This is a genomic window from Winogradskyella sp. PE311 (assembly GCF_046545555.1).
Lineage (GTDB): Bacteria > Bacteroidota > Bacteroidia > Flavobacteriales > Flavobacteriaceae > Winogradskyella.
Window position 1 is genome coordinate 730,095 of sequence record NZ_JBHZTH010000001.1, and the last position, 15,734, is coordinate 745,828.

General features: G+C 32.2%; 10 protein-coding genes. 7 read left to right on the plus strand and 3 right to left on the minus strand.

The genetic code is table 11. From position 1 onward, the window contains the following. Nucleotides 1-158: 158 nt before the first annotated feature. The 3 genes from glmS to ACFWU4_RS03185 are packed head-to-tail and all read right to left on the minus strand — an operon-like array spanning nt 159 to nt 4,543. Nucleotides 159-2,006, minus strand: a complete 1,848-nt coding sequence (gene glmS, locus ACFWU4_RS03175; protein WP_411124787.1) for a glutamine--fructose-6-phosphate transaminase (isomerizing) — start codon at nt 2,004-2,006, stop codon at nt 159-161. Between the two features lie 14 nt (nt 2,007-2,020). Beyond that, nucleotides 2,021-3,721, minus strand: coding sequence for a DUF4270 domain-containing protein (locus ACFWU4_RS03180; protein WP_411124788.1), 1,701 nt, complete (start codon nt 3,719-3,721; stop codon nt 2,021-2,023). Between the two features lie 9 nt (nt 3,722-3,730). Beyond that, nucleotides 3,731-4,543: a glycogen/starch synthase gene (locus ACFWU4_RS03185; RefSeq protein WP_411124790.1), complete on the minus strand. Its 813-nt coding sequence runs from the start codon at nt 4,541-4,543 to the stop codon at nt 3,731-3,733. A 110-nt stretch (nt 4,544-4,653) separates the two neighbouring features. Between ACFWU4_RS03185 and panC the strand changes: the two genes are divergently transcribed. From panC to ACFWU4_RS03220, 7 genes are all read left to right on the plus strand, one after another. Then, entirely contained in the window at nt 4,654-5,505 is an 852-nt protein-coding gene (panC, locus tag ACFWU4_RS03190; RefSeq protein WP_411124792.1) for a pantoate--beta-alanine ligase, read from the plus strand. A gap of 13 nt (nt 5,506-5,518) precedes the next feature. Continuing rightward, nucleotides 5,519-5,869 (plus strand): aspartate 1-decarboxylase, encoded by a 351-nt coding sequence (panD, locus tag ACFWU4_RS03195; RefSeq protein WP_411124794.1) that lies wholly within the window; start codon nt 5,519-5,521, stop codon nt 5,867-5,869. 4 nt (nt 5,870-5,873) lie between these two features. Continuing rightward, nucleotides 5,874-6,833, plus strand: a complete 960-nt coding sequence (locus ACFWU4_RS03200) for a lysylphosphatidylglycerol synthase transmembrane domain-containing protein (protein WP_411124796.1) — start codon at nt 5,874-5,876, stop codon at nt 6,831-6,833. A gap of 43 nt (nt 6,834-6,876) precedes the next feature. Beyond that, nucleotides 6,877-8,025 (plus strand): alpha/beta hydrolase, encoded by a 1,149-nt coding sequence (locus ACFWU4_RS03205; protein WP_411124797.1) that lies wholly within the window; start codon nt 6,877-6,879, stop codon nt 8,023-8,025. A 78-nt stretch (nt 8,026-8,103) separates the two neighbouring features. Continuing rightward, nucleotides 8,104-9,285, plus strand: a complete 1,182-nt coding sequence (locus ACFWU4_RS03210) for an alpha/beta hydrolase (RefSeq protein WP_411124799.1) — start codon at nt 8,104-8,106, stop codon at nt 9,283-9,285. 194 nt (nt 9,286-9,479) lie between these two features. Then, nucleotides 9,480-10,841, plus strand: a complete 1,362-nt coding sequence (gene radA, locus ACFWU4_RS03215; protein ID WP_411124801.1) for a DNA repair protein RadA — start codon at nt 9,480-9,482, stop codon at nt 10,839-10,841. A gap of 239 nt (nt 10,842-11,080) precedes the next feature. Then, complete coding sequence (locus tag ACFWU4_RS03220) at nt 11,081-15,694, plus strand: LamG-like jellyroll fold domain-containing protein (RefSeq protein ID WP_411124803.1); 4,614 nt, start codon at nt 11,081-11,083, stop codon at nt 15,692-15,694. Nucleotides 15,695-15,734 lie beyond the last annotated feature (40 nt).

A 15,734-nucleotide genomic window follows, 5' to 3' on the forward strand; every position in this document is an offset into this window, starting at 1 on the left:
ATTTTATTAGGTGAGCAATTTAATTAAATATATGAAAATTAGGTAAGAAATTCTCATAAAATTATGCGTGCATAGTATTTTTTGAGAAAATAAGAGGCGATAAATTGAATAATTCTCAATTTATCGCCTGTATAATTAGATTAATTTAATGTGTTTTTTTATTCCACAGTTACTGACTTCGCTAAATTTCTAGGCTGGTCAACGTTTTTATCTAGCATCACAGCAATATGATAAGATAAAAGTTGTAATGGTATAGTTGTAAGTAAAGGAGTTAGACATTCTATGGTTTCTGGAACTTCTATAACGTGGTCTGCCAATTCCTTAACACTTTTATCACCTTCTGTTACGATACCAATTATCTTACCTTTTCTAGATTTAATTTCTTGAATATTACTAACCACTTTTTCGTAATGTCCTTTCTTTGTTGCAATCACAACAACAGGCATTTGTTCGTCAATTAAAGCAATAGGACCATGCTTCATTTCTGCAGCAGGATATCCTTCTGCATGTATGTAAGATATCTCTTTTAACTTCAGTGCTCCTTCTAATGCTACAGGAAAGTTGAAACCACGTCCTAAATACAAGAAGTTAGTGGCATCCTTGTAAATATCAGCTACACTTTGTACATAAGCGTCAGATTTTAAAGCTTCTTCTACTTTACTTGGAATCGTTTCTAGTTCTATTAAGTGATGTCTAAATTCAGAACTTGAAATCGTACCCTTAGCTCTTGCTAATCTCAGCGCCATCAGAGTTAATACTGTAATCTGAGTAGTAAATGCTTTAGTTGAAGCCACTCCTATTTCTGGACCAGCATGAGTGTATGCTCCTGCATCTGTCTCTCTTGCAATTGATGAGCCTACAACGTTACAAACACCAAATACAAAAGCCCCTTTTGATTTAGCTAATTTTATTGCAGCTAAAGTGTCAGCAGTTTCTCCTGATTGAGATATAGCGATAACAACATCTTTTTCTGTTATAACTGGGTTTCGGTATCTAAATTCTGATGCATATTCTACTTCTACAGGTATTCTAGCTAAATCTTCAAAAATATATTCTGCAACTAAACCAGCATGCCAAGATGTACCGCAGGCCACCACTATAATGCGGTCTGCAGCAAGAAATTTTTTCATGTTATCTTCAACACCAGCAAGTTTAATCATAGCTTCGTTGCTCAATAACCTTCCCCGAAAAGTATCTAAAATAGCACTTGGTTGTTCGTATATTTCTTTGAGCATAAAGTGATCATACCCTCCTTTTTCAATCTGCTCTAAATTAAGCTGAAGCGCCTGAATATATGGATCTACAAGTTTATCGTTTTTTATTTTTCTTATTTTAATATCCTTTCCTCTTCGTATAATAGCCATTTCTTCATCTTCAAGATAAATGGCGTTTTTAGTGTATTCTATAAACGGTGATGCGTCACTAGCAATAAAAAATTCATCATCACCAATACCAATTGCTAAAGGACTACCTAATCTCGCTACAACTATTTCGTTAGGTTTGTTTTTATCGAAAACGGCAATTGCATAAGCTCCAACCACTTGGTTTAAAGCAATTTGAACAGCTTTACCTAGTTTGGTTTTTTCGTTCTTCTTTACATCTTCAATAAGATTAACTAATACCTCTGTATCAGTATCTGACTCAAATTTATAACCACGCTTTATTAACTCTTTTTTTAGAGCGTCATAATTTTCAATAATACCGTTATGTATAATAACTAGGTTACCTGAGTTTGAATAATGGGGATGCGAATTGACATCATTGGGAACTCCATGTGTTGCCCAGCGTGTATGACCTATACCTAATGTACCGGAAGTAGAGATTTCATTTTCTAGACGTTCTTTTAAATCAGAAACTTTTCCTTTTGTCTTAGATAGTTTAATATTATTTCCGTCATAAAGCGCAATACCAGCACTATCATAACCACGATATTCTAATCTTTGAAGTCCTTTAATTACTATAGGATAAGCCTCACGATGGCCAATATATCCAACAATTCCACACATAGGTTAATAGTTTTTTAATTTGGTTCTGTATAATATATTTCTAAAAACACTTTTTTATCGGAATTTACATCATTATTAGGAATGTTATTACCGAATAACACTGTTCCTCTTGGTGTATTTATGGAACTTACAGGTAATGTTAAATTAGACCCATCTGATGTTTGCTCAGTTCTTTGAGTTAACACTTCTTCTAAATTAACATTTAAAGAAACAGCCAAGCCTAATTCAACATTAGTAGAATCTCTTAATAATAAATTATTAATATGTTCTGTAATTCTCAATTTATACTTTACGCCATTCCCACCTGGTTCATCGTCTACACGTTGTAAAGGACCAAGATGATTATTTTTAGAGAATAAAGGTAAAGTATTGTTAGTGACATCAATAAAAAAATCTGTCAATGGTATTTTATTATCTACGTCGTACAAATAAATGCGATTTGGCTCGTTCTCTGGACCTTCTAAAGCTAAGTCTAAAGTTTCTCTATCTACGTAAAAAACGAGGTTAGCTTCATTTACAAGGCGCTTAGAGCTTACAAAATTTCCGTCTGTATCAGTTTCTACGAAATCATTTTTCCAAATTTCAAAAGCATTCATGGTGTCCGGGTCATCATCTAAATCATCACCATTAAACAATTTTATTTTAGCAGTAGAGCCTTCACCTCCTTTTAGATAAAGCCTACTGTCACCATTTATTGGATCACCATCATTAATGGGGTTTATAAAATTATTATCAAAAAAGTTTACTCTGTTAGAACCAAAAGTAAAAGCATAAGAGATTTGTTCTCTTTCATCTTCATCATCCGTAGTTGATGTAGTTAGTCTACTGTAGTGTATGGTAATATTTGATGTAGCTGCAGCTATATTAAGTAAAAGAAAACTGCCACTATCATTAACTGCTTCAGTTTTAAAATAAATACCTCTAAAATATTCCGAGAAGTTATTTTGATTAACCAAAACAGCATTCTCTTCCTGGTCAATTATTTTACTTTGCCAAAATGCAGGATCTAACTTAAGCCTTATCCCAGGAAATAATCTTTCTGAAACTTGAAATACACCATCTTCATCTAATTCTGTTAATGTAAATCCGTCATCGCTTATATTAATGATGTTTCCTCCTTGATGTGATGTATTATCATCTGCTAATATTATAATTTCTTCACCTTCTAATACTCCGTCAGAAATTAATTCTGAAGACGAAGCCGATTTATTAGAAAAGTAATTTTGACTGGCACTAAATTCAGCTTCCGGATCAAAATCTCTAAGAAAGTAGTTGCTTTCATAAAGGTTTAATTTTATGGGGTCTCTTCCAATAACAGAGTCAACATCGTACTCAAAGGTTTCTTCATCAGTAACGTCAGATACTATTGCGAAATAAGGAATTGTTAAAACAACGGAATCGATTTCAACTTCTTCACCAAAAACTGGATCTAAAGTAGAGGGAGTTAACTGGGTAACAAAACTTGAAGTTACTCTGCCATAGACATCATCATAAACGCCAAGACTGTTAAGACCAAGAGCGTTTGTTTGAACAGGGCCTAATGCATCTGTATAAGAGATAACATTGTATTTGTCTGAAATTATATCAAAATTAGTAGCAACATCATCATTAATAATATCTGATTCTAAAGTCGTAAAATCTTTATCACATGCAATAAAACTAGATACGATTAGAATAAGTGATAAAATTTGAAAGGCAAATTTATTATTTTTCATAGGTAATTATTAACCGTTAAGTACGGTATTTGTGTAAAAATCTGTGTAAGGATCTGCAAACTCTTCAATAGAATGGAAATCTAAAACAGGTTTTGTTAAATCATTGATATACTTATCTAAATCTTCAGGTAAGTCTTCAGAACCTCTAATTATTGCGTCAGAATTTTCAATTGCAATTTTCATTAGGTTCACATAATCTGGCTTTGTAAGAGATTTAATTGTTTCTTCTTCTAAACCGTCAAACTTTATTTTCTCAATCATGTTTTTATTTAACGTGCCTTCAAAGGTTTGATTGTATACGGATGTCACAATTTTACTTTCGGTAAAAAGAGGTTCAGTTTTATAAAATTCTTTAAGATATAATGGCAATAATGAGGCTAACCAGCCATTTACATGAATAATATCTGGAGCCCAGTTTAATTTCTTTACAGTTTCAATAACCCCTTTAGCAAAGAAAATGGCACGCTCATCATTATCAGGGAAAAGATTTCCTTCCTCGTCTGTTAGAGTAGCCTTTCTTTTAAAGTATTCTTCGTTATCGATAAAGTAGACTTGTATTCTTTCTTTTGGAATTGATGCTACCTTAATTATTAATGGCATATCGATGTCATTAATAACTAAATTAATCCCAGAGAGCCTTATTACTTCGTGTAATTGATGTCTTCTTTCGTTAATATTGCCAAAGCGAGGCATAAAAATACGTATCTGGCCTCCTTGTTTGTTTACCATTCTTGGTGCTTCAAATGACATAGAAGAAATTTCAGTTTCTGGTAAATATGGAACTACTTCCGAGGACACATACAATATTCGTTTATCTTTCATAAATCTGCTGCTTTTGAAAATTAAGAGTAAAAAACATGCAAAATTACAAAATTTTGTGCAGATTGCCAGTAAAATATTATGTTTGCACGCGTTAATTTTTTGTTAGAGTAATGAAAATTTTTCATAAAAAAACCAATTTATCACACCATATTGATAGACTAAAAGCTGATGGAAAATCTATTGGATTCATTCCAACGATGGGTGCACTCCATGACGGTCATTTGTCTTTAGTTAATAAAGGATTGAGTCAAAATGACATAGTTGTCGTTAGTATATTTGTTAATCCAACTCAATTTGACAATCAAGAAGATTTAGTCAAATACCCACGAACTCTAAAATCTGATGTAGAACTGCTTGAAACAGTTAGCAATGTCTTGATTATCGTCTATGCTCCTTCTGTTAAGGATATTTATGATGATAATGTTCAGTCGCAATCCTTTAGTTTTGATGGTTTGGAGTATGAAATGGAAGGTGCATTTAGAGATGGACATTTCGATGGTGTTGCTACTATTGTAAAGCGACTATTTGAAATTGTAAACGCAGATAATGCTTACTTTGGTGAAAAAGATTTTCAGCAATTACAAATAATTAAAAAACTAGTAGAATTGAACAAAATGCATGTAAATGTAATTGGTTGTGAAATTCACAGAGCAGAAGATGGCTTGGCTATGAGCTCAAGAAATACAAGATTAACAAAAAATCATAGAGCAGCTGCACCTTTTATATACAAGACTTTAAAAACTGCCAAGAAAAAGTTTGGCACAAAAAGTGCTAAAAGAATTACGGAATGGGTAAATTTAGAATTTAATAAACAACCATTATTAGAGTTGGAATATTTTATTATTTCTGATGTAAAAACCTTAAAACCAGTAAAAAGAAAATCAACAAAAAAGATATATCGTGCTTTTATAGCAGTATATGCAGGTGATATAAGACTTATAGATAATATCGCCTTAAATTAATTATCTTTGCCTCATGCAAATTCAAGTTGTAAAATCTAAAATCCATCGCGTTAAATGTACTGGCGCAGACCTAAATTATATCGGTAGTATAACTATTGATGAAGATTTAATGGATGCTGCCAATATTATAGAAGGTGAGAAAGTTCAGATTGTAAATAATAATAATGGTGAGCGACTCGAAACTTATTGTATTCCTGGCCCACGTAATAGCGGAGAAATAACATTAAACGGAGCAGCAGCTCGCAAAGTTGCTATTAACGATATTCTTATCTTAATTACTTATGCATTTATGGATATTGAACAAGCTAAAGTTTTTAAGCCATCATTAGTATTTCCAAACGAAGCAAACAATCTTCTAAAATAGACCGTTGAGCAAATCAAAATCTATCCTAAAGGTTCTTTTACCATTACTCTTGGGAGTTGTCTTGGTTTGGTACTCATTATCTCAAATTTCAATATCAAAATTAGTTCAGTATGTTAAGGATGCAGATTATTTTTGGATTATTCTTGGGGTAGGTTTTGGTATATTAAGTCATGCATCAAGAGCATATCGTTGGTTATTTATGGCCGAGCCTTTAGGCTATAAACCTAAGTTTGCAAATAGTTTTATGGCAGTATACTCTGCGTATCTCATTAATCTAACAATTCCTAGAGCCGGAGAAGTAGCTAGAGCTTCCATTTTAACTAATTATGAAAATCTCCCGTTTGATAAAGGTTTTGGGACAATAGTTGCAGAACGCGTTGCAGATACTCTAATGCTTCTTATTATAATTGTAATAGCGCTTTTTTTAGAGTTTGAGTTTATTTATGATTTTTTTACTGGTAAATTTAATCCAGTAACAATAGTTAGTATTATAATAATTTTATTGATAATTGGCGGTGGCCTATATTATTATATTAGCCAAAGTACCTCAAAGTTTGCTGTGAAAGTTAAATCTTTCTGTACTGGTCTAATTGAAGGTGTGTTGAGTATTTTTAAAATGAAAAGAAAATGGGCCTTTATATTTCATACAATATTCATTTGGGTTATGTATGTACTCATGTTTTATATAACTACATTGGCATTGCCAGAACTTAATCATATTTCTATGGCTGCTGTCTTAATTGGGTTTATCTTGGCAAGTTTCAGTATAGCTGCAACTAACGGAGGAATTGGCTCGTTTCCAGAAGCCATTGTTATTGCGTTTCTTTTATTTAATATGCCAGAAGATCCGAGTCGAGCTTTTGGTTGGATAATGTGGTCAACACAAACGTTAGTTATAATTGTTTTTGGTGGCTTGTCTTTAATTTATCTGCCAATCTATAATAGAAAGAAAACCTCTGTTTAGAAATATTTTTTAACTTGCTCTAACTTTAAGCTAATCAATTTATATGAAGAAGTTATCTGCACTAGCGCTATTATTTTTAGTTGTGTTAAATCTAAATGGGCAAGCCATTTATGAATCTATAGAATCTAATAAGTTAAGTGGTAATCGTGAACTAAAAATACAATTACCTAGAAATTATAATTCTGATTTAAAAAGAGCTTATCCACTAGTTATAGTATTAGATGGGGATTATTTGTTTGAACCTGTCGCTGGTAATATAGATTACCAGGCCTATTGGGAAGACATACCAGATTGTATTGTTGTTGGTGTAAAACAAGATACTACAAGAGAGGATGATTTTTTCTATGACGCTGAGACTTATTTTCCTAGTGAAGAAGGCGCTAATTTCTATGAATTTATAGCTTCTGAGCTTTTACCATATATAGAAAACAAATACCAAGTCTCAAATTTTAGAGTAATAATTGGGCATGATCTTGGTGCTAACTTTATCAATTATTATTTATTTAAAGACAATCCTCTTTTTAGAGCATATATTGGACTAAGTCCAGATTTGGCACCGGAAATGGAGAATAGGTTACAAGAGCGTTTGTCAAGTATTGAAAATGAAACATTCTATTATTTGGCAACTGGAGATGCTGATATAAAAGTACTGCGTAATTCTATTATCGAAGCCGATTCAAAATTAAAAATTATTGAAAATGTTAAGTTGAATTATAAGTTTGATAATTTTGAAGACGCTAATCACTACTCCCTGGTAGGAAGAGGTATTCCTAAAGCACTCAATGAGATATTTGCTTTATATAAGCCTATAAACGGCAAAGAATATAAAGAAAAGGTAATTACTTATGAGGGTTCCCCTTATGACTACTTAATTAAGAAGTATGAAGACATTGCATACTTCTATGGGTTCGAAAAAAAACTCATAGAAAATGATATAAGGGCTATTTCTGCAGCTTGCAGAAAGAAAGACGATTTAGAATCTCTAGAAAAATTAGCAAAATTGGTGAAAAAAGAGTTTCCGGGTTCAATGCTAGGTGCCTACTATATGGGTATGTTTCACGAAAAGGAAGGTAATCTTAAGAAAGCATTGCTTCGGTATAAAGGAGGTTTATCACTCGAGCCCTCTCAATATATTGATAAGGAAATAATGCTCGAAAAGATGTACGAAGTACAAGATGCATTAAAGAACTAATTGCATTTCATCGAAAAAAATTGACAATTTGACGATTATTAAGTATGTTTGATAACCCAACGTTAAACCTACTTATTAATGAGAAAGACTATTTTAATAGTTTTGGTATGTATCTTATGCACACCGCTATTTGCTCAAATTAGTTACGACGAGATTAACTCATCAAAGCTAAATTCAGTTCGAAAACTAAAAATTAAATTACCAAAAAATTACGATCCATCTTCAGAATTAAAATACCCAGTAATTATTGTGTTTGATGGAGATTATTTATTTGAACCTATTGCTGGTCAGGTCGATTTTCAGACCTATTTTGATGATATGCCAAGTTCTATTATTATTGGGATTGTGCAAGGAAGTGAAAGAAGATATGATGGTTTTTGTGACGAAATTACTGGATTGCCTAAAGAATCTGGTTTACGATTTCACGATTTTGTAGCAGATGAACTTATTCCTTACATCGACGGAAAATTTAACACGAGTAAATTTAGAGTTGCTGTTGGGCACGATTTAATGGGTAATTTTATTAATTCATATTTATTTAAGGAGGAGCCTGTATTTAATGCCTATGTCTGTATTAGTCCAGATTTATCTGGATCAGTGAAAGATTATTTAGGAAAACGTCTTGAGTTTTTTAAAGATGATATTTTTTATTACATGGCAACATCAGACAAGGATTTACCATATATAAGAGATGCTGTTCTTAATACTAATACTCAAATTTCAGGTGTGCAAAACCAATATCTAACTTATTATTTTGATGATTTTAAAAATGATTCTCATTATACTTTAGTTAATAGTGCAATAGCTAAATCGTTTGATAAGATTTTTGAATTATATAAGCCGCTTCGCGAGAAAGAATTAGAAGAGAAAGTCCTAACTTATGAAGGTACATTAGATAAATACTTAGTAGATAGATACGAAAGGATTGAAGATTTATTCGGAATTAAAAAACCTATTACAGAAGAAGAATTTGAGAAAGTGGTAAAAGTGGCAGAACAACGAAATGATCTAGAGTCACTTGAGAAAATTGGGAAATTAGCGAAAAAGCTGAATCCAGAATCTTTATTAGGAACTTACTATTTAGCACAATACTCTGAAAAAATTGGTAAAACAAAAAAAGCAAAAAAATTATATGAATCTGCGTTAACCTTAAATGATGTAAATCATATTAATAGAGACCTTATTTTTTCGAAAATAGATGAACTTGCAGTAGTAGATACTGACACAGAAAAAGAGGCGGAGGACGATGAAGAAAACTAAAAAGAGTACTCCGTCAACAGACTATTTTTTTGAATCCTTATATAGAAAATCAAAAACCTTTATATTTTCTAATATATCAGCGAAACTTATTTCTGTTAAGCTATTAACTCTATTAAATTGGTTTAAAGATATCAACTAAAATTATCTTAATTTAGCTGTTTAATATAAGAGAATTCCGTTCTCTAAAAATAAATATGGCTAAAATTAAAACAACATTTTTCTGTCAAAATTGTGGTAGCCAGTATGCTAAATGGCAAGGGCAGTGTACATCTTGTAAAGAGTGGAATACTATTGCTGAGGAAGTTATTGAAAAACCTCAAAAAAGTGATTGGAAAATGCCATCCTCTAGCACAAAACGAGTTTCAAAACCATTAAAAATTAATGAAATTGATAGCTCTAAAGAGGCAAGATTAAATATGCAAGATGCAGAATTTAATCGCGTTCTTGGAGGAGGTATGGTCCATGGATCGCTAACACTTTTAGGTGGTGAGCCAGGAATAGGTAAAAGTACATTGCTACTTCAAATAGCATTAAAACTGCAACATAAAACATTGTATGTTTCTGGTGAAGAAAGCCAGAAACAAATAAAGATGCGTGCAGAACGCATTAATCCAAATAATAATAATTGCTATATACTTACAGAAACTAAAACACAAAATATTTTTAAGCAAATTGAAGCTTTAGAACCAGATATTGTTGTAATAGATTCCATACAAACATTACACAGTGATTATATTGAATCTTCTGCTGGAAGTATTTCGCAAATTAAAGAATGTACTACAGAGCTAATAAAATTTGCAAAAGAAACAGCAACACCGGTATTGCTAATAGGCCATATTACAAAAGATGGACACATTGCCGGACCTAAGATTTTGGAGCATATGGTCGATACTGTTTTACAGTTTGAGGGTGACCGAAATCATGTATTTAGAATCCTTAGAGCTAATAAAAATCGATTTGGATCAACGAATGAACTTGGTATTTACGAAATGCACGGTTCTGGTCTGCGTGAAGTTTCAAATCCTTCTGAAATATTAATTTCTGAAAAAGATGGCGAATTATCTGGTAATGCAGTGGCTGCAACTTTAGAAGGTTTAAGACCTTTAATGATAGAAGTGCAAGCTTTAGTAAGCACTGCTGTTTATGGAACACCACAACGTTCGGCAACGGGTTTTAATGCAAAGCGTTTAAATATGCTTTTGGCCGTCTTAGAAAAACGTGCAGGTTTTAGATTAGGGGCAAAAGATGTTTTTTTAAATATCACTGGTGGTATTACAGTAGATGATCCTGCTATAGATTTAGCAGTTGTCGCAGCAATTTTATCTTCTAATGAAGATATTGCACTACAAAGTGATTATTGTTTTGCAGCTGAGGTTGGTTTGTCTGGCGAAATAAGACCAGTTCAACGTGTTGAACAACGTATTTTAGAAGCAGAAAAATTAGGTTTCTCAACCATTTTTGTTTCTAAATATAATAAGATAGCTCTAAAGAATTCAAGCATTAAAATTCAGCTTATTTCTAAAATTGAAGATTTAGTTAGTTTTATAGTTGAATAACAATTTAATAGCTGAAGAAATGGCGCTTCATCGAACTTTAAATACACTTAAACGATTTTTTATTGATAAATTATTTGTTCCTAGCTAAAGAAATTACTACTATTGTATAATTGATAAGAGAGCAAATCACATTTTGCATAAATTCTTTTAACATATTTCTCCCTCAAGATTATAATCCATTAAACTCAAAAGTATATTAACGTACATTAACGTTAGCCTAGGCTATAGCTAATAATACTATGAAAATAAGATTACGTTTTTCGCTTTTTGTCACTGCCATTATATTAAATATTAACTTATGTTTTTCACAAGATTTAATTGATTGTCCCAGTATATCTGGTGCTTCACTACCTGAGGCAGATGCAGTAAGTTGGATTAGAAATGGTTATAAAATTTATACGATTGGTAATAATACTAATGGACTTGGGTATAGAGAATCAGGATTTCAGCAAGAAGTTTTTAATAGAGGCCAAACACTTAACGTACTTAATGGTTCAAATGACTACAATTTTCCATCAAGTTCATCTAATCCAGGTAGCGCAAATACTAGCGTTGGGACATTTCCTAATGGAACATTAGATTTTTTCGGGAATTATTATCGAAGAACGTCGTCTCCTCAAATTTCTCAATTTAGAACTACAACAGCCGGAGGTTTTATTTCTGGTAATACTGGTCATGGTGTTTACGTTTATCCAGAAACAGGAGCGCAAATAGATGATTATTATTCAGTTAATATAAATTTCACTAATCCTGTAAATGCTTTTAGTTTCGATATTGTAGATATTTTTGATACTATCGGAAATGGATCTGAATCTAACTATGAAATATATGTAGATGGTAGTTTGTTAGCGTATTTTCATGGCCCTTTTTTAGGTGATGATCAAACAGGTAATATAGAATTATATGACGATGAAGACAATCTTAAAGCTACTTTTGTTGGTGGTCAAAATATAGAAAACACATTTGGTTTTACATCAGAAGATTCAGTAAGTCAGGTAACTATTAAGCATATTGTTGTTTCTGGGAGCCTATTAATAGATTCGCACGAGCCTCATGGATTTGATACATTTGCTTACAGTTTTACATGCCAAACAGATGCTTGTGATGCTAGTGTTTCAGGATATTTAGATACAGATGGAGATAATATTTCTGATAGATGTGATTTAGATGATGATAATGATGGTATACCAGATAGTATAGAGTTAGATTGTGCGTCAAACTTTATTGACTTAAATCAAACATTTAATGATAATATCTCAAATCCAGGAACAATAAATGGTATTTATCCGCATGGTGATGTTAGTGTAGATTTTACATATAAACTAGAAGGAAACGCTACATGGTCGAGTGGAGTTACAAGTGCAACAAATGCAGGTGTTTCTGGTGTTTATATAAACGCACAGGTAAAGGATTCAGATTTTGATAATGGGGATGTTGCTGTATATACTTTTGATTTTTCTAACCCAGTATATGATTTATCCTTCAAAATTGGAGGATTTGATAATGAGGATAGAGCAGATGTAACCGCTACAAATGGAGGCGATGATGTGAAAGTTGATATTACTGATATTAACTTAAGTAGTGGTTTTATAATAGATAATACTGTTGCTGATACTAATGGTGCAAGTGGAAATGCACCTTTAAATAGCATTCAAGTCGATTTAAGAGAACCTGTTGATCAAATTGTGATTAAAGTTGCTAAAAATGATGGTGAAAGTGCGAATTCTACGATTCAATTTTATGAGTTTATATTTTGTGCAAGTAAAGACTCTGATTCAGATGGTATTCCAAATCATTTAGACATAGATGCCGATGATGACGGTATTCCAGATAATGTAGAGGCCCAACCTACAGTTGGTTATCAAGCACCTAGTGGAAGTGGTTTGTCAATTACAGACGCCAATAAAGATGGTGTAGATGATAATTATGGCGCAGGACTTCTAACTCTAGAAGATACTGATGGAGATGGTATTGAGGATTATGTTGATTTAGATAGTGACAATGATGGCACGCCAGACATTAAAGAAAACGGACTTCCTGATACCGTTATTGATAACGATACAGATTTTGATGGATTAGATAACGCTTTTGAAACAACAAATGTTAATGATGCGATTTTAGATGTAAATGAAGATATAGAAAATCCTACTGATTTATCAATTCTTCCCGATAGTGATGGGGATTTAGGTTTAGGAGGTGATCTAGACTATAGAGATATTATAGATGTGTATCTCCAATCTGCAACTATAGACTTTGATGGAATCGATGATTATTTAACAGGTAATAGTTTTATTGTTGGATTAGGTGAAGTAACAGCAATGGCATGGGTTAAGATTGATCCATCTAACGATAGTAATGCTATTGCAAATATAGCAGGTGAAGGAGAAGCTCTTAGAATGTTTGTACAAAATGGTAATCAATTAATGTTTGGTGTACGAACATCGTCTGGGAATGAACATATTGTTAGTGGCATAGATGTTAATTATAACGAATGGCATCACATAGCAGGAACATTTTCTAATCTTACTGGTAAGATAAGTATATATGTTGATGGTGATAAGATTAATGAATCTACTTATTCTAATTCGGTTGGAGAAACAATTATTAATACTAATATTTGGAATGGTAAGTTTGAAATAGGTAGACTTTCAAAAAATACTGAGGATAAGCAGTATTTTATTGGAGATATAGACGAAGTTAGAGTATTTGACATCTCTTTAAGTGAAGAGCAAATACAGCAAATGGTTTATCAAGAAATAGAAATAGAGGCTAATGGATTTGTAACTGGTAAAGTAATTCCTAAACCAATAAAGGATACAAAGACTTTGCAAAATATACCTTGGTCTAGCATTTTAGCATACTATACTATGTCTAATATTATAAATAGCACCACAGCTGATTTCTCTGGTAATGATAGAACGTTAAATTTAATGAATATTACCTCTGTACAAGAGCAAACAGCACCAATGCCATACAAGACTAAGAGTAATGGTGATTGGAGTGATGAAACTACTTGGTTGCATGGAGATGTATGGGATATAGAAGATTCTTCTAATAATAAAAATTGGAGTATTATAAATATTGATAATGATATAACTTCTAGTAATTCTCATACTAATTTAGGATTAATTATAGGTGAAGACAAAAGTCTTACTGTAAATGGAGATAATAAGGTTGAGAATACGTGGTATTTAAAACTCCATGGAACGCTAGACTTAGCAGACGATTCACAATTAATTCAGACCTTTAATAGTGATTTAGTAACATCAGCTAATGGCAAATTATTGAGAAGACAAGAGGGTAATTCTAGTGTTTACTGGTATAATTATTGGGCTTCTCCTGTTGGTTCATTAGGTGCGACCGCATTGAGTGACAATAATTTGTTCACTAATAATATAAATAACTCAAATTATAATTTGGGAATGCTTAAAAAGCCTAATGGAGCAAATTTCGAATTTACAGGTGCTCTTAACGAAATTGGTAAAATAAGTGTTTATTGGTTATACACTTATAAAAATGGTGTTACTTATTTTGATTATGCTCCTATGGATGCCAATTCACAAATAGAACCTGGTATCGGATATACTCAAAAAGGCACTGGTTTAGGAACAGAGCAACAATATGTATTTGAAGGTAAGCCTAATAACGGAACAATTATAGTGCCTGTATTAGATACTGGCGGTAATGGGTCAGTGCCAGCAGAATCTAAAACAGATTTTTTATTAGGTAATCCATATGCTTCTGCGATAGATTTGCATAAATTCATTGATGATAACTCAGGCGTCATTGATGGCACTATTCAATTATGGCAACAATGGAGTGGTAGTTCGCATAATTTGGATGAATACGATGGTGGTTACGCTCAAGTCAATAAATTAGGATCGGTAAGAGCCTATCAGTTTGTTGGAATAGAAGGAGAAAATAACGGTAATCAAGATGGTACTAAAAGACCTAGTCGTTACCTTCCTGTAGGACAAGGATTTATAACTGAAATTGTTGCAGACGGTAATGTTGTTTTTAATAATAGTCAACGTTTATTTATTAAAGAATCAGATGCGGATGGATCTTATAACAATGGCTCAGTATTTTTTAGAGGTGAAGCAAATAGCAACTCTAATAATAATGTAAGTTCAAAAGATGCGGATGCAGTCCAAGAAAACCTAATGCAAAAACTACGTATAGAATTGAATTCTGTAAATGGTCCGTCGACCAAACGTGAATTATTGCTTGGTTTTAGTGAAGATACATCAGATGATTACGATTATGGTTATGATTCTAAAAATGCCGCTTTAAACGTTAATGATATAGGTTTAATTTTAGAAGATAAGGCAATGATAATACAGGCATATGGTCCTATAGAAGCTAGTAAAATTGTTCCAATGGTTTTAAAATCTTCAGGCAATTATAACTATACACTTCAAATAACAGAAACAGAAAACATAGACGAAGATCAGGACATTTACATTAAGGATAATTTAACAGGCACATATTTTGACCTAAGAAGCGAGCAACCTTATGAATTCACCTCAAATACAGGGGAGTTTAATAATAGATTAGAGATTGTTTTTCAGCAAGAATCAGAAACTCTTTCTCAAATAGATCAGAATCTAGAAACTATAAATTTTTATTATGCTAGCAACAGAAATAAAATAGTAGTATTAAATCCCAAAAATCAAAATATAAAAACCATAGAGGTTATTAATATGCTAGGCCAAACAGTTTATCAAATTCAGAATGTTTTTGAGGGCTCTTATATTGAATATGATATAAAAAACTTAAACACTGGGACCTACATTATAAGGCTTATCTTAGATAGCAATAGTCAACAAACCAAGAAAATAATAATAAATTAAAAGCTATATAATTACCTATAAACAGAGTTTCTATAAACTT